The organism is Vreelandella massiliensis, assembly GCF_900155385.1.
In the GTDB taxonomy this organism is placed as follows: domain Bacteria; phylum Pseudomonadota; class Gammaproteobacteria; order Pseudomonadales; family Halomonadaceae; genus Vreelandella; species Vreelandella massiliensis.
The window spans coordinates 504033-523634 of record NZ_LT699745.1 but is presented as its reverse complement, the minus strand read 5'-3'; the positions used below and the strand labels follow the sequence as shown (position 1 = coordinate 523634).

Genomic DNA, 19602 nt, shown 5'->3' with positions numbered 1-19602 from the left:
AGGAATGAGCGATGTGCAGGCAGCACCCGGTGTAGACAAAAACGATGTAGACAAACTCGACGCGGATAAAGCCCCGGTCGGTAAAAACCCAGTGGGTAAAAAGCCAGCCGGTAAAAAACCAGGCGAAGCGCGCCACGAGTCGATTTATCGGGCGGTGAGCGACGCCATTATCGAGCAGCGCCTGAAACCCGGCGCGCGGCTGCGCGAAGACGCCCTGGCCGAGGTGTTCGGTATTAGCCGCACCGGTATACGCAAGATTCTTCAGCGCTTGGCGCTGGAGCAGCTGGTCACGCTAACCCCCCGGCGCGGCGCGAGCGTGACGCGCCCCACGGCGGATGAGGCCAAGGATGTGTTCGACGCCCGCCAGCTGGTGGAGTGCGGGCTCATGCCCGACGTCGCCCGCCGCATGACATCGAAAGAAGCGGCCGCGCTGCGCGATATGGCCCGCCAGGAACGGGAAGCGCTACGCAGCGGTGAGCGCAGCACGGCGATCAAGCTCTCGGCGGACTTCCATATTCAACTGGCGCGGCTGTCGGGGAACGCGACGCTGGCGGCGTTCGTTGAGCAGCTCTGCTCGCGCTCGTCGCTGATCATGGCGGTCTACGGCCATCGGGGCCATTTGGGGTGCGAGTCCCACGACCACGACAACCTAATCGGCTTTCTCGAACAAGGCGACGCCGAACGGGCCGAAGCGTTTATGGGCCGCCACCTCAAGGCGATAGAAGCGTCGCTATCGATCGTGGAGAAGGATGACAGCACCCCGGACCTGCACCAGATTTTCGGGGCCTGACGCCGCCATCCGGCGCGCTTAGCCAGCCAGCTTCTGCAGCAGGCCCGGCAGCACCGCCGGGTCAAGCACAATGGCGATCACCACGCCCCCAAAAGCGCCGCCTAGGTGGGCCTCGTGGGCGAACCCGCCGACCTGGCCCGCCTGTCGACGCATGGCCATGAGCGAAATAATCACAAACCCGATGGCAAAGACGATGGCCGGAATGGGTATCACGAAGAACAAAAACAGCAGCCGGAAGGGTTCATAGAGGCAGAAGGCGAAGAGCACCCCGCTGATGGCCCCCGAGGCGCCCACGGCCGCATAGCGCGGATTGCGCCGGTGAATCACCAGGGAGAAACCGTGAGCCGCGAGCTCGGCACCGAAGTAGAGCAGCAGAAAGCTCGCCGAGCCCAGGGTAACCTCCATCCAGGGGCCGAAGAAGTAGAGGGTGATCATATTAACCAGCAGGTGCGTGCCATTGACATGCACGAACCCGGCCGTGATCAACCGGTGAAGCTCGCCGTTGCGCAGTACCCGCCAAGGCACCAGGCTCAGGTAGTCGAGAAGGGCCGGCCGGCGCATCAACACAAAAAGGCTCACCAGCGTGTTGATCGCCAGCAGCAGCAGGGTAATAGGCGTCTGGCTTAGGTTGAGCATGTAGGCCTCAGACGATCAGCCGATCCCAGCTGCCGTAGCGCCCTTGGATGGGGCCGCGACGCAGGCTTAGGGCAATGACCGCCGCCCCGCAGACCAGGCTTGCCAAAAGGGCAAGGACGCCGGCGCCATGCAGGAAAGGGGTCAGGAACAGCATGCTGCCCAAGGGGATCAGCAGCCAGCGCACCGGGCGCGCCGATTCCGCCATGGCGATAAGCGAGACAGTGATCATCAGCGCGCCAATCAGGTGATCCCAATCGGCCATGGTGCCCTCGGCCCCCAGGGTCAGCCGGGTGGACATCAGCCAGATGCCAATAACGATGCAGAGCGCCAGGTTCCAGGGTAGGTTGACCCCAGTGGTGATGATATCCCGGGCAATGGCGATGGGGGAGCGCTGGAAGTCATCCTTGCGCGTCTCGCTTTCCCCTTCGTCGGTATCGCCGGTGAAGAAGATCTTGAGTACCGGCGCACCGGCCTTGTGGCGGCGCTTGAGAAACTCACCGGTGGCGACAAGCTCATTGAAGGCATAAGCGATCTGCAGCAGCATGGCGCCGGCCTGAATCAGGCAGAGGGTGCAGAGCGTGCCGATCACGATGGGCTGAATAATGATGAAGGTCACCGAGACCACGCCAAGTGGCACGATCAGCACGCCAAAGGAGGCTACTACCCACGGCATGGTACGCCAGCGCCGGGTGCTGCCCAGAAGGCCGAGCAGGATCTCAAGTAGGTAGATAATGCCGCCCAGACCCGCGTCGGGAATCGGCCAGGCTTCGGATACCTTGGATGTAATGATGTCCTCGGTACCGTTAAGCCCCGTACGCGTGCCGCCGAAGAAAGGGTCCCACACGGCATCAATGTGGCCCAGCTGATAGGCCGCGAGGTAGCGGGAGATAAAGAAGCCGATAAACGCCAGAATGATAATCGGCATGCGCTGAAACCAGCTCGACGGGTTGTTGTTCCAGCCCGGCGGTGTGGTGGGTCCGGTGGTCTCCGCCACCGGCGAGATGCCGGGCGTGGGGAGCGCCAGGGCGGAAAAGCCGATGGCAAGGGCACCGATCAGGGTACCGTTGAGATAGGCCGCGGCACTTTCGCTTAAGAACACCAACGGCGCGAACAGTAGCCAAAGCCCCACTGCTGCGGAGCCAAATCGCGCCCAGCGCTGATGAAAAGAGAGCGACAGTCCGCCGAAGATGGCCAGTAGTACCCCGGAAAGGGTGTCGCTATAGATCATTCCCGGGTTGTCGTAACCCAGGGTGGCCGGTGACGCAAGAAGCCAGAAACCCAGGGCAATGGTGAGAAAGTGAGCCCACAGGAAAGAGTGGTGCTGGCGGATGACGGTGTCGTGGTGGCGTTGGCGTACTTGCTCGGGGTTGTGGCCTTTTTCGTCGGCCCTCTCCACCCAGTCAGGTGGGGTGATACCGTTGGCGGCGTACCAGCCTTTGGGGTCATCCAGTAGGTTCGCGACGATATCCTCAAGGGAGTCGTACAGCTCGTGGCGCGGCTCCCAGCCTAGCTGCTTACGGGCTCTATTGATATCGAGCTCGTAGTGGTCGTCGGCCATATCGATCATGAAGGGCCGAATAAAGGGCTTCTCATCCTTGTCGAAGTCGTCGGGTACTAGCGGCTCGCTCTTCTCCTCGACCGCGGCGCCGGCTTTGGCCACGAGCTTAGGCGCGATCAAGGTTTCCCACTTCTCCTTGCCGTGAATCAGCTCACCCAGGCGGTTCTGCAAGGCCTTGTAGCTCAGGCAGTGTGGCTCGCCGACCAGGATAGCGTTCTCCTTGGGCAGCTCGCGGCGGCGCTCAATGGCCCGGCGAAAGGCGTCAATCATGTCTTTTTTGTGCACGCAGGCCTGGCCGGCGCCGGTGTAGCCGGAGTAGAAGTGGCTCTTCAGGGTCTGTTCGTAAATACGCGCGATCTGGTGCGAGAGGGTGGGAATCGCGTTTTTCTCGTCGTACATACCGGCCAGGCGCAGCAGCGTGTAAGGCATGTTGCCGGCGTGCTCTTTGATGACCGCCTCGGTCTCGGCCTTGGACTCGGGATAGGCCCAGGTCGGGCCGATGGGCGTCTCCTCGCTGACGCGCTTGCCGGGTTCTTGCGGCGCGTGAACCAGCATGGTGCTGGAGTAAATAAAACGCTCGACCTCAAGCTCCTTCAGCGCCTCAAGCAGGTTCTTGGTGCCTTCGACATTCACCTTATCGTAGAGCGGTGAATGCTCGCCTGTGAAGTCGAAGTAGGCAGCCAGGTGGACCACCGCCGCAATTTTGCTGCCATGCTTCTCGGCAATGGTTCGGCAGACGTCCTTGACGGAATCCAGCGAGGTGAGGTCGAACTCAAAGCTATCGTCCGCTTTCTCGGCCTTATTCATGTCCAGGCCGATGATGCGGTAATCGCGGCCGAGCGTGCGCGTGAGGGCCGTACCGATGTCCCCGGCGGCCCCCGTAATCACCACAATCGGCTTCTCCTTACGTGACTGCTGCTCGTTGTCCTGCATGATCGAGAACCTCTTGCCGACATGTGATAATTCCAGCCGTTAAAGGCCAATCCGTTTACACAAAGCTAGTCGGCAAAGCGGCAATAGGGCAAATGAGCGCCTCCTTTCCTACTCCGGTGGATAGCACGCTGACAGCGAGAGGGGGAGTGCAAAAACAGAATGGAGTTATCGGCACTAAAGGTTTGTATACAATTATTCTAGTGTCGTGTCGGGGTAAAAAAGCCATTTGCTGTTACAAGCCGGCGTAAAGTCGCCCATAAGATGCTTGCGAGTAGAACGCTACCATTTTTTTGTATACGATATGCTTGCATGGTTGTCTTATACAACCAGCCGATAGCGTATATTTCCGCAGGAGCTGCCCGATGTCTTCCCCATCTTTCTCGTCCTACCCTCGTGACCTCATTGGCTACGGCCGTACGCCGCCGCAGGCCAACTGGCCGGGCAGGGCGCGCATCGCCGTGCAGTTTGTGCTTAATTACGAAGAGGGCGCGGAAAACAGTGTGCTCCACGGCGATGCGGGCTCGGAGCAGTTTCTCTCCGAGATCATCGGCGCGCCGGCCTTCCCTGACCGCCACCTGAGCATGGAGTCGATCTACGAGTACGGCTCGCGGGTGGGCGTGTGGCGGATTCTGCGCGAGTTTGAGCGCCGTGGCTTGCCGCTCACCGTTTTCGGCGTGGCCATGGCGTTGGAGCGCCACCCCGATGTGGCGCACGCCTTTAAGGAGTTGGGTCACGAGGTGGCCTGCCACGGCTATCGTTGGATTCATTACCAGGAAGTGCCCGAAGCGGTGGAGCGCGAGCACCTGCAAAAAGCGCTGGAGATTTTCCAGCGCCTCTACGGTGAGAAGCCCGCAGGCTGGTACACCGGTCGCGATAGCCCCAATACCCGGCGGCTTTTGCTGGATGAAGGCGGCTTTTTATACGACAGCGACTACTACGGCGACGATCTGCCGTTCTGGACCCGTGCCCAAGATAGCCAAGGGCGCGAGCACGACCATTTAATCATGCCGTACACGCTGGATAGCAACGATATGCGCTTTGCCGCGCCGCAGGGCTTTAACACCGCCGATCACTTCTTTACCTACCTGCGCGACGCCTTCGATGTGCTTTACGCCGAAGGCGAAGACACCCCCAAAATACTCTCGGTGGGCATGCACTGCCGCTTGCTCGGCCGCCCGGGGCGTTTTCGCGCCCTGCAGCGCTTTCTGGATTACATCGAGACATTCGACCGTGTCTGGGTGACGCGCCGCGTCGATATCGCCCGCCACTGGGCCGAGCACCACCCCGCGCGAAGCCGCTGAAAGGGATAAAAGATGAACAAAGCCAGCTACTACGCCCCGCAGGGTGGGCATCCGCCACAAACGCAGTTAACCGCGGATCGCGCCGTTTTTACCGAGGCCTATGCGCTGATCCCCAAAGGGGTGATGCAGGATATCGTCACCAGCAAGCTGCCGTTTTGGGAAGGTACGCGCCTGTGGGTATTAGCGCGGCCGCTCTCGGGCTTCGCGGAGACGTTTTCCCAGTACATCATGGAGGTGCAGCCGGGCGGGGGCAGCGACACGCCCGAGCTCGACCCGCAAGCCGAAGGCGTGCTGTTTGTCGTTGAGGGCGAATTAACGCTGACGCTTGCCGGTGAGCGCCACGTGATGGCGCCGGGCGGCTATGCGTTTATTCCCCCGGGGAGCCAGTGGCAGGTGCGCAATGCCTCGCAAGCGCCGGTGCGCTTTCACTGGGTACGCAAGGCGTATGCATTTGTCGACGGGCTGGAGGTGCCCGAGGCCTTTGTCACCAACGAGCAGGACGTTGCTCCCATCGAGATGCCCGGCACCGAGGGGCGTTGGGCGACCACGCGCTTTGTCGACCCGACGGATGTGCGCCACGACATGCACGTCAATATCGTCACCTTCCAGCCGGGTGGCGTGATTCCCTTCGATGAAACCCACGTGATGGAGCACGGTCTTTACGTGCTCGAAGGCAAGGCGGTGTATCACTTAAACCAGCAGTGGGTGGAGGTCGAAGCGGGGGATTTCATGTGGCTGCGCGCCTTCTGCCCGCAGGCCTGCTATGCCGGCGGTCCAGGGCCGTTTCGCTACTTGCTGTATAAAGATGTCAACCGCCACGCCGCCCTGCGGCTGTAAACACTTCCGCTCACCCTGAGCCTGTCGAAGGGTCTTGAGCTTGTCGAAGGGCCTCCCTCGACAAGCTCGGGATGACCGGTGTGAGTGGCCGGGATGACCGGTGTCAGTGCCTGAAGCGGACTCTATTGAAGGGGACAACCATGCTAGAACTAAACGCCGAGCCGTTAACGGCTGAGGCCTTCGCGCCCTTTGGCGATGTGATCGACGCGCGTACCTCAACGTCGTTTCCCATCAACGCCGGGCGCACCCAGCGCCACCACGACCTTGCCAGGGTGGAAACGCTTGGCGAAAACGCCCGCACCCTGATCAATATCTTTGTTAGCCAGCCGGTGACGCTACCGCTTGAGCTGACGTTTTTAGAGCGTCACCCGCTGGGCAGCCAGGCCTTTATGCCGCTGCACGAAGAGCGCTTTATCGTCGTGGTCGCCCCGCCCGGCGAAGAGATCCCGCCGAGCGAGGTGCGTGCTTTCGTCACCGATGGCCGCCAGGGGGTGAACTACCACGCCGGCACCTGGCACGCCATTCAATCGGTGCTGGAGCGCGAAGGCGAGTTCCTGGTGGTGGATCGCGGCGGCGACGGCCCCAACTGCGACGAGTACCCCATCGCGCTACGCGTCACGCTAAACGAGGTTTAACACGCCGCCGCATAGGTCACTTCGCGATAATCCCTTGCTCGCGGGCCATGGCGTAAGCCGCCTGCGGGCCTTTCCATAGCGATGGCAGAATAATCAACGACACCGGTATCGCGGTGATGACGATAAACTGCTGAAGCGCGCTAATTTGCCCGGCCCCCATGTAAAGCAGAATCGCCGCCATCAGCGCCATGGCAATGCCCCAAAACGCGCGAATCAGCGGGTTGGGGTTATCATGGCCGGCGCCCACCATGGCGATGGCGTAGCTCATGGAGTCGCCGGTGGTGGCGACAAAAATGGTGGTCAGCAGCAAAATCGCCAGCGCCATCCACGTCCCGCCCGGCAGCGCCTGCGCCACCGTTAACGTCGCGACATCGAACTGAAAGTTGTTCAGCGCCTCGGTCAAATCAATCGCGCCGGTGAGCTGGTAGTGAATGCCCGAGCCGCCCAGCAGGGTAAACCACAGGCTGGTGGCGATAGGCGCCAGCACGGCAACGGCCAGAATCATCTGCCGAACAGTGCGTCCGCGCGAAATGCGCGCGACAAAAATCGCCATCAGCGGGGCGTAGCCGATAAACCAGGCAAAGAAAAAGACCGTCCACCACTGCATCCACCACGCCGGTGCCGTCTCGGCGGTCAGCGTCGCCATGGTGAAAAACTCGCTGACGTAAGTGCCCATGCCGGCCGCGTAGCTGTTGATCAAAAACAGCGTCGGCCCAAACAGAAAAATCACCGCGCCAATGGCCAGCGCCAAAAAGACATTGAAGCGGCTCAGCAGCTGGATGCCGCGATGTACTCCGCTCATGGAAGAGGCGACGTAGACCGCCCCCAACAGCGCCAGAATCGCCAGCTGCATGGGGTAGCCCTGCGGCAGGCCAAACAGTTCGTGCAAACCGAAACTCACCTGCGTGGCCAAAAAGCCAATCGGGCCCACGGTGCCCGCCACCAGCGCAATCACGCAGCAGGCATCGACCACCCCGCCTAGCGGGCTCTGCATTAAGCGTTGGCCCAATACCGGGTAAAGCAGCGTACGCGGCTTAAGCGGCTGGCCTTTCACATAGTGTGCATGCGCCAATACCACGGCGGAGAGCGAGCCCAGCACCGCCCAGGCCAAAAAGCCCCAGTGCATAAACGATTGCGCCAATGCGCCGGAAACGGCCGCCGGTGTGCCGGCTTGGGTATCAAAGGCGGGCGGTGTGACCACGAAGTGATACACCGGCTCGCCTGCGGCAAAGAACACCCCGCCACCGGCAAGCAGCGTGCACAAAATGATCGATAACCACTTGAACGTGCTCATTTCGGGCGCGTCCAGGTTGCCGATTTTGGCGTTTGCCGCGGGTGTCATGGCAAGGCCAATGGCGATAAAAAACGTGGCGAGCAGCAATAGCTGAAAGTAAGTGCCCAGGGTGATCGCCGTCCAGGCAAAGCCTGTGCTGATGCTGTCAGCCACCAGGTTAATATCGAACAGCGATAGCAGAACAAAGGCCGCAATAAAGCCGATACTCAAGATCAGCACGATAGGGTCGCCTAAGGCGCGAAGCCCGCGCGGCTTGGTGGCGCCGTCAGGGGAGTGGGGCATGGGATACACCGTTGTATTGAAAAGCGTGTGGGTTGGAATGCGTGTAAGACGCTCAGGGCAAAGCCGCTGGAAAAGCGGCATAAAAAAAGCGCCATTGAGTGAATGGCGCCAGGACAAAACGCCGAGGACAGTAGCATTTTTATAGACAAAGGTCGAATGGGTGCGGTGTGGTGCATCTCAAGTTCCCCTCTGCTTACGATTGGTGCACAGCGTTTTGAGATAAACAGACATCGCACTATATATTTACAGCAATATACTGATAAGTAAGACTTTATTTTATGTTGGCCGCTTTTGTGCATTATCCCTTTGTGTTGATTGTATACAAAGAGGGTTAAGCATGAATACGAAGGTAAAAGCGGCACCGATCAAGCAGCGCATGAACCGGCTAGGGTTAGGCGGTGTGGTCATGGCCATGGCGCTGGGGGCAACGGCGAGTCACGCGCAGGAAACCGATATCCGCTTTCAATTGGACTGGCGCTTTGAAGGCCCCTCAGCGCCCTTTTTGATGGCAGTCGAGCGCGGCTACTTTGCCGAGGAGGGATTGGATGTCCAGATCGACTCCGGCAGCGGCTCGGCGGGGGCCATCAACCGGGTGGCCTCCGGCGCCTATGAAATGGGCTTTGGCGATCTGAATGCCCTGATCGAGTTCTTGGCCGAAAACCCCGACGGGCCCGGTATCACCGGGGTATATAGCGTCTACGACGGCACGCCCGCGGCGGTTTTCTCCCGGAAAGATAGCGGTATTGAAACCCCTGCCGATCTTGCCGGCAAAACCATTGCCGCGCCCACCTTCGATACCGGTTATCGCGCCTGGGGCATCTTTGCCGCCGCCAACGATCTAGACCCCGACGCCGTGGAGTGGCAAAACGTCGACCCGACCCTACGCGAAACCCTGCTGACCCGGGGCGATGTGGATGCGATCACGGGCTTTTACTTCACCAGTCTTCTGAACCTTGAAGAGCGCGGCATGGGGCAAGACGACCTGACGATCATGCCGTTCCCCGAGTACGGCGTGCCGCTCTACGGCAACGCGATTATCTCAAGCGAAGCCTTTGCCGAAGAGAACCCTGAAGCGGTGCGCGGCTTTTTGCGCGCCTTCAACCGTGCCCTGAGCGAAACCCTGGAGGATCCCGATGCCGCGATTGAGTACGTGAAAAATCGCGATGCGCTGATCGATGTCGAGATGGAAACCCGCCGCTTGAAGCTTGCGCTCGATAGCGTGGTGGATACTCCGGATGCCCGCGAGTATGGCGTGGGGGGTGTCGATGAGCAGCGCCTACGTGAGGCCATTCAGCTCGTGGCCGATGCCTATGACTTGCCCACTCTGCCATCACCCGGCCAAGTCTTTGATTCGCGTTATCTGCCGCCGCGCGAGGAGCGCATGCTGCTGCCGGCAGGGGGTGAATAACGATGTCGGCGTTTGTTGCCTTCGATCATGTCAGTCTGGCCTACGACGACTCGGGTAATGCCATTGAAGACATTAACCTGGATATCCACGAAGGCGAGTTTGTCGCCTTCGTGGGGCCGTCGGGCTGCGGTAAATCCACCTTTATGAAGCTCTGCACGGGCCTTCACGCGCCCACGGCGGGGTCGATTCAGGTGGATGGGGTGGCGGTGACCGAGCCGCTGAAAATCTCCGGCATGGCGTTTCAAAACGCCAACCTGCTGCCGTGGCGCACGACCCTGGATAACGTCTTGTTGCCGCTGGAAATCGTCAAACCTTACCGGCATCAGTTTCGCAAACGTCGTGAGGAGTTTGTGGGCTGGGCGCGCGAGCTATTGAAAACCGTGGGCCTGGCCGACTACGAAGATCAGTATCCGTGGCAGCTCTCCGGTGGCATGCAGCAGCGTGCCTCCATCTGCCGCGCGCTGATCCATCAACCCCGCCTTTTGATGCTCGACGAGCCGTTTGGCGCCTTGGATGCCTTCACCCGTGAGGAGCTTTGGTGCGTGCTGCGCGACCTGTGGGAGGCGCAGCGCTTTACCGTGGTGCTGGTGACCCACGATTTGCGCGAAGCGGCGTTTCTCGCCGACACCGTCTACGTCATGAGTCGCCGCCCCGGGCGAGTGGTTGAGCGGCGTGAGATTGACCTGCCTCGCCCCCGCGCGCTGGACATCACCTACGACAAACCCTTTATCGACCTGGTGCACGATCTGCGTGCCCAGATCGGTGAAATCCGCAGCAGCTGAATTCACACCACTTGAATGTAGACAAACTAGAGCTTCACTATGAATGTTACTCGCCAAACGATCGAGCGCCTGGCGCCGTGGATCGCGGTGGCGGTATTGACGCTGATCTGGGAAGTCACGGTACGGCTTTTTAATGTGCCGAGCTTTATTTTCCCCAGCGCGTTGGATACCGCCACCGCACTTGTCACCTACGCCGGGCCCATCGGCATGCACTCCTGGCAAACCTTCTGGACCACGCTGGTGGGGTTTGCCCTTGGGGTCGCCGTTGGGCTGGGGCTTGGGTTTATCATCGGCTCGTCGCGCTTTTTGTATAACGCCTGTTATCCGCTACTCGTGGGGTTTAATGCGATCCCCAAAGTCGCTTTCGTGCCGATCTTGGTGGTCTGGTTCGGCATTGGCTCGGTTCCCGCCATTCTGACGGCGTTTTTGATCTGCTTTTTCCCCATCGTCGTCAACGTGGCGACGGGGCTCGCCACGCTCGAACCCGAGATGGAGGACGTGCTGCGCGTGCTCGGCGCCCGGCGCCTGGATGTGCTGCTCAAAATTGGCCTGCCGCGCTCGCTGCCTTACTTCTTTGCCTCGTTAAAAGTCGCGATCACCCTGGCCTTCGTGGGCACGGTGGTATCGGAAACCGTCGCCTCCAATCAGGGCATTGGCTATTTGATGATGAGCGCCGGCTCACAGATGCGCATGGGGCTGGTGTTTGCCGGACTGATCGTGATCAGCGCCATGGCGATGGTGATGTACGAACTCTTCGCGCTGCTGGAAAAGCGCATGACCGCCTGGGCGCATCGCGGCCAGGACCGCTAAGGCAGCATGTGGATATACCCCTTCGACAAGCTCAGGGTGATCGTGTTACCCGTCCAGCCTGACCTCCTCGTTCGGTCTGAGCTTGTCGAAGACCACTCTTCCACAGTGAGACTTGCTAACCACAACGCCCGCTATCAAGCGGGCGTTGCTGTTTTGGTGCAGTGCTTAACGCTGGTGCAGTGGGGTGCTTTGTCACAGGGCGCGATAACGCTGGAGGAAGTACAGGGGAGGGGGGAGCTAGCGTTTTTTGTTTTCCCATGTTTTTGAATTTAAAAAATAAATAGTGTTTTGCGGGAAAGTGGCGCGCACCTTGCAGAGCCTATGGGCTAGTGACGGTTTCCGCTTAGCGGATTCACCACCCACACAAAAAGCCCGGTATCAGGGCGCAGGGGGTCTTCCATGACGACGTTCAAAAATGCTTCTTCTCATTCCACAAACGCTTCTCAACCCGCCTTGCTTAAAAACGCGCTTTCCAAAGGCGTGGCCACGGCGGTGCTGGCGAGTGCGGTAATGGGCGCAAGCGGCCAAGCATTCGCGCAAGACGATGACCCGATCAAAGTCGGTATTCTTCACTCGCTCTCCGGCACCATGGCGATCAGCGAAACGGTGCTCAAGGACACCGTCGAGATGCTGATCGATCAGCAGAACGCCGAGGGCGGCCTGCTGGGTCGCGAGTTGGAAGCCGTCGTCGTCGACCCCGCCTCCAACTGGCCGCTGTTCGCCGAAAAGGCGCGCGAGCTGCTGGCCCAGGAGGAGGTCGACGTGATCTTTGGCAACTGGACCTCGGTGTCGCGCAAGTCGGTGCTGCCGGTGGTCGAGGAACTCAACGGCCTGCTCTTTTACCCGGTGCAGTATGAGGGGGAGGAGTCGTCGGAGAACGTCTTCTACACCGGCGCGGCGCCCAACCAGCAGGCGATTCCCGCCGTGGATTACCTGATGAATGAAGTCGGCGTCGAGCGCTGGGTGCTGGCCGGGACCGATTACGTCTACCCGCGTACCACCAACAAGATCCTCGATGCTTATCTTAAAAGTCATGGCGTCAGCGACGACGACATCATGATCAACTACACGCCTTTCGGTCACTCCGATTGGCAGAACATCGTCTCCGAGATCAAGCAGTTTGGCAGCGAGGGTAAAAAGACCGCCGTGGTGTCGACCATCAACGGCGATGCCAACGTGCCCTTCTACCGCGAGCTGGGTAACCAGGGCGTCAACGCCGCGGATATCCCGGTGGTGGCGTTCTCGGTGGGCGAGCAGGAGCTCTCCGGTATCGACACCGGCCCGCTGGTGGGCCACCTGGCGGCGTGGAACTACTTCATGAGCGTCGATACCGATGCCAACTACGACTTCATCGATGCCTGGATTGAGCATACCGGCGATGAGATGGCGGTGACCAACGACCCCATGGAGGCGCACTACATCGGCTTTAATATGTGGGCCGAAGCGGTGCGCAAGGCCGAGACCACCGATGTCGACGCGGTCAAGGACGCCATTATCGGTGTGACGGTACCCAACCTCACCGGTGGCTACGCGGCGATGATGCCGAACCACCACATCACCAAGCCGGTGTTGATCGGCGAGATTCAGGATAACGGCCAGTTCTCCATCGTTTGGCAGACGCCCTCCACCGTGGCCGGGGATGCGTGGTCAGACTACCTGGAAGGCTCGCGGGATTTGATCAGCGACTGGCGCAAGCCGATGGAGTGCGGCAACTACAACGTCGTCGAGGGCAGCTGCGGCGGTCAAACCGCAAGCGAGTAACCGCAACGCCTTTTGATGGCACGTCGTCACGCGGTGCCATCACCCTGACGGGCCGCCATGGGCGGCCCCTTTTCACTCAAACAGGACACGCCCATGAGGATGCTCTCACGCTTTCTATCGGGCCTTCTTTTCTGCCTGTGTGTCGGCCTGCCCGCGGTCAGCCAGGCGCAGGAGGACCCCGGTCAGCCGCTGCTGGAAGCGCTGGATACCCGCGCCTACGCCGATAAGGCGGAAGCGATCGAGGCGATCATCGAAAGCGGTGATCCGCGTAGTCGCCGCTGGCTGGAAGCCCTGCTCGGCGGCAAACTGCAGCGTCACAAGGAAACAAAGCAGTTTGTCATCGTGCTCGAGAACCGCGGCCGCAGCTGGCCGGTGGTCGATGCGCTGAGCTTCGAGGATGCCGGCGAGATGTCGCGCCGCGAGCTTGACCGCATCGGCATCAACAATGCGCTGCGTGGGCAGTTACAGGGAGCCTTGGCGGTGCTCGACCTGCGTGCCGACAGCGTCGACGAGCGCCGCGAGGCGGCTAGGGCGCTGCTGGGCGACGTGGATGCTCCCTTGGTAGCGCCGCTTGAAGCGGTGATAGACAACGAGGCCAACGCCGAGGTGCGCCGGCTGCTGAACCAGGCCTTGGCTATTTATCGCTTGGAGCAGGGTGAGGTGGCGGCCATCGACGAGCTGGAAGGTAGCCTCAACCCCGAGGTACGCGCCGCCCTCAATTCAGCAGCGCGCAGCGATGACCCGGTACTGGCTGAATCCGCCTCCACCGCGCTTGCGGGTATCGAGCAGAAGCTTAAACTCAATCGCGGCTTGGAGACGCTCTACTTCGGCCTATCGCTGGGCTCGGTGCTGGTGCTCGCGGCGATTGGCCTGGCCATCACCTTCGGCGTGATGGGCGTGATCAACATGGCCCACGGTGAGCTGATAATGCTCGGCGCCTACACCACCTGGGCCATGCAGCAACTGCTGCCCGGCCAGCCGGGGCTGGCGCTGGTGCTGTCGATTCCCGCCGGGTTTCTGGTCGCGGCACTCGCCGGCATCGCCATCGAGCGCGGCGTCATTCAGTTTCTCAAGGGGCGCCCGCTGGAAACGCTCTTGGCCACCTTCGGCGTCAGCCTGATCCTGCAGCAGCTGGTGCGCACGCTGATTTCGCCGCAGAACCGCACCGTGGTTTCGCCCGAGTGGTTAAGCGGCTCGCTGATGATCAACGAGGGGCTGTCGCTGACCCTTAACCGCCTCTATGTGCTGGGGTTTGCCCTGGTCGTGTTCGCCGCGCTGATGCTTGTGATGCGCCGCACGCGACTCGGCCTTGAAGTGCGCGCGGTTACGCAGAACCGCGCCATGGCGCGTTCGATGGGTATCCGCGCCACCCGCGTCGATATCATGACCTTTGCGCTCGGTTCCGGTGTGGCGGGGCTTGCTGGGGTGGCGCTCTCCCAGCTGACCAACGTCGGCCCCAACCTGGGGCAAAACTACATCATCGATTCGTTCATGGTGGTGGTGTTCGGCGGCGTCGGCAACCTGTGGGGCACCCTGGTCGCGGGCATGTCGCTTGGGGTGATCAATCAGGTACTGGAGCCCTGGGCCGGGGCGGTGCTAGCGAAAATTATCGTGCTCGTGTTCATCATCTTGTTCATTCAAAAACGTCCGCGGGGACTCTTCCCGCAAAAGGGCCGCGCGGCGGAGGGTTAACCGATGCAAAATATGGAATCCTCCCAGCGCTTTTGGCTCACACGACCGTTTCGTGAGCGCGCCACGCAGCTGTTTCTCGGCGTGCTGTTTGCGGCTCTGTTGCTGGTCACCGTACTGCACCTGGCGGTGCCGCAAGGGCATCCGCTGCACGTCACCGCCTATACCGTGAATCTGTTTGGCAAGTATTTAAGCTACGCGCTGCTGGCCGTGTCGGTGGATCTGGTCTGGGGCTATCTGGGGATTTTGAGCCTGGGTCATGGCGCCTTTTTCGCCATCGGCGGCTACGCCATGGGGATGTACCTGATGCGCCAGATCGGCGACCGGGGCACCTACGGCGACCCGGTGCTGCCGGATTTCATGGTGTTTCTCAACTGGGACAGCCTGCCGTGGTATTGGCACGGCTTCGATATGGCGTGGTTTGCCTTCGCCATGGTGCTGCTCGCGCCGGGTTTTTTGGCGCTGGTGTTCGGCTTTCTCGCCTTCCGTTCGCGGGTGACCGGGGTATACCTGTCGATCATCACCCAGGCGCTGACGTTCGCGCTGATGCTGGCGTTTTTCCGCAACGAGATGGGTTTTGGCGGCAACAATGGCTTGACCGATTTTCGCGAACTACTCGGCTTTGATTTGCGCTCTGACGCCACGCGCTTGGGGCTTTTCCTCGCGACGGGGGTAGCGCTGGCGCTGGGCTATCTGCTGTGTCGGGCGATCGTCACCAGCAAGCTCGGCCGGGTGAGTGTGGCGACCCGCGACGCCGAGGCGCGCACGCGCTTTCTCGGCTACCGCGTCGAGCGTTTTCAGCTCTTTGTGTTCGTGGTTTCCGCGATGCTCGCGGGGCTTGCCGGGGCGCTCTACGTGCCGCAGGTGGGGATTATCAACCCCAGCGAGTTCTCACCGATTTTTTCCATCGAGATCGTGCTGTGGGTCGCGCTTGGCGGGCGCGCCACGCTCTACGGCGCGGTGATCGGTGCGTTGCTGGTCAACTACGCCAAGACGGTGTTTACCGGGGTGATGCCCGATGCCTGGCTGTTTGCCCTTGGGGCGCTTTTCGTGCTGGTCACGGTCTTTCTGCCCAAGGGCGTGGCGGGGCTTTTGGCCCACTTCAGGCGTAAACCCCGAAAGCGTGAAACCCAGCCATCCCACTCACAGGAGGCGACCTCATGAGCTTGATCGATTCGCTCAAAGACCGCGATCGGGTGTTCGACTTCATGGCGCCGCAGGCCTCCCCGGTGGACGTGCGACACGGCCCGATTCTCTACATGGAAGATGTCACGGTCAGCTTTGATGGCTTCAAGGCGATCAACAAGCTGAACCTCACCATCGACGACGGCGAGCTGCGCTGCATTATCGGCCCCAACGGGGCGGGTAAAACCACCATGATGGACATCATCACCGGCAAGACGCGGCCCACCGAGGGCAGCGTCTGGTTCGGCAGCCGCCACAACCTGCTGACCATGAACGAGCCCGACATCGCCAGTCTCGGCATCGGGCGTAAGTTTCAAAAACCCACGGTGTTTGAAGCGCTCTCGGTGTTTCACAACCTGGAGCTGGCCATGGCCGCCGACAAGCGCATTCTGCCCACGCTCACCGCGCGCATGACCGGCGAGATTCGCGACCGCATTGAGGAGGTACTGGAGACGATCGGCCTTACGGTCCTGCACCACCAGCCGGCGGGCATTCTCTCCCACGGCCAGAAGCAGTGGCTGGAGATCGGCATGCTGTTGATGCAGCGTCCGCGTCTCTTGCTGGTCGATGAGCCGGTCGCCGGCATGACCGAGCAGGAGATGGAGCGCACCGCCGAGCTTCTGACCGGGCTCGCGGGCCAACAGTCGGTGGTCGTGGTCGAGCACGACATGGGCTTTGTGCGCTCCATCGCGCGTCAAGTCACCGTGCTGCACCAGGGCAGCGTGCTGGCGGAGGGCAGTATGGATCAGGTATCCAGCGACCCCAAGGTGGTGGAAGTCTACCTGGGTGCGGACGACGAGGAGGCGGCCTGATGCTTGCGATTGAAACGCTCAACCAGTTTTACGGTGAGAGCCACACGCTGTGGGATCTGGATCTCAACGTGCCCGCCGGGCAGTGTACTTGCGTGATGGGGCGCAACGGCGTGGGCAAGACCACGCTGATGAAGGCCATCATGGGCGAAGTCACGGTCGCCTCCGGCAGCATCCGCTATACGCAGGAACAGGGTGAGGAGACGGAGCTGACGAAAAAGCCTATCGAGGCGCGCTCGCGGCTAGGTATTGGCTATGTGCCCCAAGGGCGGCAGATTTTCCCGCTGCTCACGGTGGAGGAGAACCTACGCACCGGGCTTGTCGCGCGCGGTGACGGGGTGAAAAAAATCCCCCCGCGTATTTTTGAGCTTTTCCCGGTGCTGGAGGAGATGAAACACCGCCGCGGCGGGGATTTATCCGGCGGACAGCAGCAGCAGCTCGCCATCGGCCGCGCGCTGGTGATCGAGCCCAAGCTTCTGATTCTGGATGAGCCGGGGGAGGGCATTCAGCCCAATATCGTCGCCCAGATTGGCCAGGTGATCCGTCGGCTAATCAAAGAAGACGGCCTCACGGTACTGCTGGTCGAACAGAAGCTACCCTTCGCGCGCAAATACGCCGACCGCTTCGTGATCATGGACCGCGGCCGGCCGGTCGCCAAAGGCAACATCGGCGAACTCTCGGACGAGCTAATCAAGCAGCATTTGACGGTGTAGCGAGCGGGTTTTTTGTCGCCAACCCCAACACCACCCTGATCAAACGCCGCCAGTTGGGTGAAGCCCTAGCCCCCAACTGGCTACCGGTGTTCAAGGGCGGTGCCAGGCAACTGGATAAAATCCTTGAGGAGAAGCTAGATAGCGTGCTGGAGGAGTTGAATGAAGCCATGTGACCTAATACTGGCTACCCCGTTCTTGAAGGGGGAGTCATAAGAGCGCACAATCAACAAAATTCCGTTGATTTGGCATTTATATGATAAAAAATCTGAGCTTCAGTAATTTTTATAGCTTTGCCGATGAGACGATGATTGATTTTGGTCTAGGCAAGAAGCCCACGCCTTCAGGGTACGACATCAGCCTGAATGGCGAGCGCTTCAACAAGGCCATCGCCATCGTAGGTGCGAATGGTTCGGGTAAAACCCAATTTTTGAAGCCACTGGCTTTTTTGAGCTGGTTTGTCGACCAGTCCTTCCTCGGTGGCGACCCGGAAGGAGACATTCCCTTTGCAGCACATCTTCTCCATACCGATTCCCCAAGCCATTTTGAGCTTGAGTTTATGTTGGATGGCGTCGACTACCGTTACCAGTTGCAACTGACACCTCAAGCGGTCATTTCCGAGGCGCTCTATAAAAAAACAAGCGCCCAATACAGCTATTTGTTCAAGCGTGAAAAAACCCAGCAGGGGTACCGCTTTAAACATAAAGGCTTCCCATTTCCCAAGGCGCAGGCTGAAAAACTGCGTTGTAATGCGTCACTCATCAGCGCTGCGCACAGCTACGATATTGTTGAAGCAAAACCTTTTGTTGAGTTCTTTGAGCATATAAAGAGCAATGTGGTGAGCACAGGACGCCAGCATTTCCAGCATGGCGATATTTTGGGCGCTGCTGAAAAGTATCAGAAGGCACCTGACTTGCTCCAACGAATGTCAGACGCCATGTGTGAATTCGATCTTGGGCTCAGTAGTGTTGAAATAAGAAAGCTCACAGCACGCGACAAAACCGGACGGGAAGAGCCTGTGTTTGTCCCTTTTGGTTTGCATGCCACCGACAATGGCCAAACGTTTGAGCTGCCCTTCTTTGAGGAATCCAGTGGTACCCAGTCGGCGTTTGTTTTACTGGAGCCTATTTTGCATACATTGCAACACGGCGGCGTGGCGGTGATCGATGAAATCGACAACGACCTGCACCCACACCTGATTCCACATCTACTGGAATGGTTTGAGTTTGACCATACCAACCCGCATCAGGCGCAGCTGATCTTCACTTGTCATACCCCTGAGGTACTGAACCTGCTGCAGAAACATCAGATATACCTGATCGAAAAGCGCAACCAACAGAGTGAAGCCTGGCGCCTGGACGATATGGCAGGCCTTCGAGCCGATGATAACCTTTACGCCAAATATATGGCGGGAGCGCTCGGCGCCACGCCGGAGCTGTGACGCCTATGGCCAGAAAACGCTCTCAACGCAACCCTAATCGCCACGTCATCAAAACCGCCCTTTTGATTGTCGGTGAGGGTCCCGATGATCAGGCCTTTATCAAACATATGCACCAGCAGCTTCGGCAAAGACACAGTGGCATCAAAGCGAAGATCGAAAAACAGTCGGGTGGGTCACCAGGCAATATTATCGATAACGCAACACGAAAGTACGCCCATCAGGATTTTGATCAGCGCTTTATCGTGCTGGATGCCGATATACCACCTTCACAGCAGGAGCGGGATAAAGCGCGCAAAAACGGTTACAGCCTTATTTTCTGGGCACCGACTTGCCTTGAAGGTGCGTTACTAGACTCTCTTGGAGAACGCGTGAACGCCCATGAAACGGCTCAGCAGCTAAAAGATCGTTTACACCCTCGGTTAAACGGCGATCACACTCGCCCGGACGCCTACACCGCGCTGTTTCCCAAAGCGGTTCTCGAAAAAACCACCAATAAATCAGTGGTCGCTGTAAAGAGAGCACTGTTTCCAGAAAATCCATGAAGCGAACATGCGCTATGTTGATGGCATCGACATAGCCTCAATTCATGTCGATTTTTTGGGCTTTTTTCGACATAGCCCAGCCGACGAGTATAGAAAGCCAGCTTTTCTTAACATGTCACCCGTAACATGCAAAGATTTCGCCACTGTTTATACATGTGGCGCTGTTCCTTGAACGCGCTGAAAATAACTGGAACCCCAT

Annotated in this window: 17 protein-coding genes; 14 read left to right on the top strand and 3 right to left on the bottom strand. The window is 59.7% G+C overall.

The window, feature by feature from the left end:
* Positions 1 to 4: 4 nt before the first annotated feature.
* Positions 5 to 790 (top strand): GntR family transcriptional regulator, encoded by a 786-nt coding sequence (locus BQ9846_RS06970; RefSeq protein ID WP_083651509.1) that lies wholly within the window; start codon positions 5 to 7, stop codon positions 788 to 790.
* 18 nt (positions 791 to 808) lie between these two features.
* On the opposite strand, the gene BQ9846_RS06965 is transcribed toward BQ9846_RS06970, so the two are convergent.
* Together BQ9846_RS06965 and BQ9846_RS06960 are read right to left on the bottom strand one after the other, a co-directional pair.
* Positions 809 to 1426: a rhomboid family intramembrane serine protease gene (locus BQ9846_RS06965; protein ID WP_075880176.1), complete on the bottom strand. Its 618-nt coding sequence runs from the start codon at positions 1424 to 1426 to the stop codon at positions 809 to 811.
* A gap of 7 nt (positions 1427 to 1433) precedes the next feature.
* On the bottom strand, positions 1434 to 3917 hold the full coding sequence (locus tag BQ9846_RS06960) for an NAD-dependent epimerase/dehydratase family protein (RefSeq protein ID WP_075880174.1): 2484 nt from the start codon (positions 3915 to 3917) through the stop codon (positions 1434 to 1436).
* 362 nt (positions 3918 to 4279) lie between these two features.
* On the opposite strand from BQ9846_RS06960, the gene puuE reads away from it, so the two are divergent.
* The 3 genes from puuE (at position 4280) to BQ9846_RS06945 (ending at position 6690) form a co-directional block, all read left to right on the top strand.
* Complete coding sequence (gene puuE / locus BQ9846_RS06955; protein ID WP_075880172.1) at positions 4280 to 5218, top strand: allantoinase PuuE; 939 nt, start codon at positions 4280 to 4282, stop codon at positions 5216 to 5218.
* A gap of 12 nt (positions 5219 to 5230) precedes the next feature.
* Entirely contained in the window at positions 5231 to 6055 is an 825-nt protein-coding gene (locus BQ9846_RS06950; RefSeq protein ID WP_075880170.1) for a bifunctional allantoicase/(S)-ureidoglycine aminohydrolase, read from the top strand.
* Between the two features lie 140 nt (positions 6056 to 6195).
* Entirely contained in the window at positions 6196 to 6690 is a 495-nt protein-coding gene (locus BQ9846_RS06945; RefSeq protein ID WP_075880168.1) for an ureidoglycolate lyase, read from the top strand.
* Between the two features lie 16 nt (positions 6691 to 6706).
* Here the strand turns inward: BQ9846_RS06945 and BQ9846_RS06940 are convergent, their stop codons facing one another.
* The gene (locus BQ9846_RS06940) at positions 6707 to 8266 is read right to left on the bottom strand and encodes a BCCT family transporter (RefSeq protein ID WP_075881683.1); all 1560 of its coding nucleotides are present in this window, start codon (positions 8264 to 8266) and stop codon (positions 6707 to 6709) included.
* 337 nt (positions 8267 to 8603) lie between these two features.
* Here BQ9846_RS06940 and BQ9846_RS06935 point away from each other — a divergent pair, with 337 nt between their 5' ends.
* From BQ9846_RS06935 to BQ9846_RS06885, 10 genes are all read left to right on the top strand, one after another.
* Positions 8604 to 9674 carry an ABC transporter substrate-binding protein gene (locus tag BQ9846_RS06935; protein WP_083651508.1) on the top strand — a complete coding sequence of 357 codons (1071 nt, stop codon included), beginning with the start codon at positions 8604 to 8606 and terminating at the stop codon, positions 9672 to 9674.
* Positions 9675 to 9676: 2 nt separating this feature from the next.
* Positions 9677 to 10456, top strand: a complete 780-nt coding sequence (locus BQ9846_RS06930) for an ABC transporter ATP-binding protein (protein WP_075880166.1) — start codon at positions 9677 to 9679, stop codon at positions 10454 to 10456.
* A 39-nt stretch (positions 10457 to 10495) separates the two neighbouring features.
* Positions 10496 to 11266 carry an ABC transporter permease gene (locus tag BQ9846_RS06925; RefSeq protein ID WP_075880164.1) on the top strand — a complete coding sequence of 257 codons (771 nt, stop codon included), beginning with the start codon at positions 10496 to 10498 and terminating at the stop codon, positions 11264 to 11266.
* Between the two features lie 510 nt (positions 11267 to 11776).
* Positions 11777 to 13027, top strand: a complete 1251-nt coding sequence (gene urtA / locus BQ9846_RS06915; RefSeq protein ID WP_235818975.1) for an urea ABC transporter substrate-binding protein — start codon at positions 11777 to 11779, stop codon at positions 13025 to 13027.
* 93 nt (positions 13028 to 13120) lie between these two features.
* Positions 13121 to 14719: an urea ABC transporter permease subunit UrtB gene (urtB, locus tag BQ9846_RS06910; RefSeq protein WP_075880160.1), complete on the top strand. Its 1599-nt coding sequence runs from the start codon at positions 13121 to 13123 to the stop codon at positions 14717 to 14719.
* Between the two features lie 3 nt (positions 14720 to 14722).
* Positions 14723 to 15880: an urea ABC transporter permease subunit UrtC gene (gene urtC / locus BQ9846_RS06905; RefSeq protein ID WP_422821880.1), complete on the top strand. Its 1158-nt coding sequence runs from the start codon at positions 14723 to 14725 to the stop codon at positions 15878 to 15880.
* Positions 15877 to 16713 (top strand): urea ABC transporter ATP-binding protein UrtD, encoded by an 837-nt coding sequence (gene urtD / locus BQ9846_RS06900; protein ID WP_075880158.1) that lies wholly within the window; start codon positions 15877 to 15879, stop codon positions 16711 to 16713. The genes urtC and urtD overlap by 4 nt, the downstream gene beginning before the upstream one ends.
* The gene (urtE, locus tag BQ9846_RS06895) at positions 16713 to 17423 is read left to right on the top strand and encodes an urea ABC transporter ATP-binding subunit UrtE (protein WP_075880156.1); all 711 of its coding nucleotides are present in this window, start codon (positions 16713 to 16715) and stop codon (positions 17421 to 17423) included. Before urtD ends, urtE begins: the two co-directional genes overlap by 1 nt.
* A 253-nt stretch (positions 17424 to 17676) precedes the next feature.
* Complete coding sequence (locus tag BQ9846_RS06890) at positions 17677 to 18861, top strand: AAA family ATPase (RefSeq protein ID WP_075880154.1); 1185 nt, start codon at positions 17677 to 17679, stop codon at positions 18859 to 18861.
* A 5-nt stretch (positions 18862 to 18866) separates the two neighbouring features.
* On the top strand, positions 18867 to 19403 hold the full coding sequence (locus tag BQ9846_RS06885) for a hypothetical protein (protein WP_210433182.1): 537 nt from the start codon (positions 18867 to 18869) through the stop codon (positions 19401 to 19403).
* Positions 19404 to 19602 lie beyond the last annotated feature (199 nt).

Excerpts from the sequence above, each read along its gene's own strand:
- urtA (WP_235818975.1), top strand. The coding sequence starts at position 11,777 with ATGGGCGCAAGCGGCCAAGCATTCGCGCAAGACGATGACCCGATCAAA.
- BQ9846_RS06885 (WP_210433182.1), top strand. The coding sequence starts at position 18,867 with ATGGCCAGAAAACGCTCTCAACGCAACCCTAATCGCCACGTCATCAAA.
- BQ9846_RS06890 (WP_075880154.1), top strand. The coding sequence starts at position 17,677 with ATGATAAAAAATCTGAGCTTCAGTAATTTTTATAGCTTTGCCGATGAG.
- BQ9846_RS06970 (WP_083651509.1), top strand. The coding sequence starts at position 5 with ATGAGCGATGTGCAGGCAGCACCCGGTGTAGACAAAAACGATGTAGAC.
- puuE (WP_075880172.1), top strand. The coding sequence starts at position 4,280 with ATGTCTTCCCCATCTTTCTCGTCCTACCCTCGTGACCTCATTGGCTAC.
- BQ9846_RS06950 (WP_075880170.1), top strand. The coding sequence starts at position 5,231 with ATGAACAAAGCCAGCTACTACGCCCCGCAGGGTGGGCATCCGCCACAA.
- urtC (WP_422821880.1), top strand. The coding sequence starts at position 14,723 with ATGCAAAATATGGAATCCTCCCAGCGCTTTTGGCTCACACGACCGTTT.
- BQ9846_RS06965 (WP_075880176.1), bottom strand. The coding sequence starts at position 1,426 with ATGCTCAACCTAAGCCAGACGCCTATTACCCTGCTGCTGCTGGCGATC.
- urtB (WP_075880160.1), top strand. The coding sequence starts at position 13,121 with ATGAGGATGCTCTCACGCTTTCTATCGGGCCTTCTTTTCTGCCTGTGT.
- BQ9846_RS06960 (WP_075880174.1), bottom strand. The coding sequence starts at position 3,917 with ATGCAGGACAACGAGCAGCAGTCACGTAAGGAGAAGCCGATTGTGGTG.
- BQ9846_RS06940 (WP_075881683.1), bottom strand. The coding sequence starts at position 8,266 with ATGCCCCACTCCCCTGACGGCGCCACCAAGCCGCGCGGGCTTCGCGCC.
- BQ9846_RS06935 (WP_083651508.1), top strand. The coding sequence starts at position 8,604 with ATGAATACGAAGGTAAAAGCGGCACCGATCAAGCAGCGCATGAACCGG.
- urtE (WP_075880156.1), top strand. The coding sequence starts at position 16,713 with ATGCTTGCGATTGAAACGCTCAACCAGTTTTACGGTGAGAGCCACACG.
- BQ9846_RS06930 (WP_075880166.1), top strand. The coding sequence starts at position 9,677 with ATGTCGGCGTTTGTTGCCTTCGATCATGTCAGTCTGGCCTACGACGAC.
- BQ9846_RS06925 (WP_075880164.1), top strand. The coding sequence starts at position 10,496 with ATGAATGTTACTCGCCAAACGATCGAGCGCCTGGCGCCGTGGATCGCG.
- urtD (WP_075880158.1), top strand. The coding sequence starts at position 15,877 with ATGAGCTTGATCGATTCGCTCAAAGACCGCGATCGGGTGTTCGACTTC.
- BQ9846_RS06945 (WP_075880168.1), top strand. The coding sequence starts at position 6,196 with ATGCTAGAACTAAACGCCGAGCCGTTAACGGCTGAGGCCTTCGCGCCC.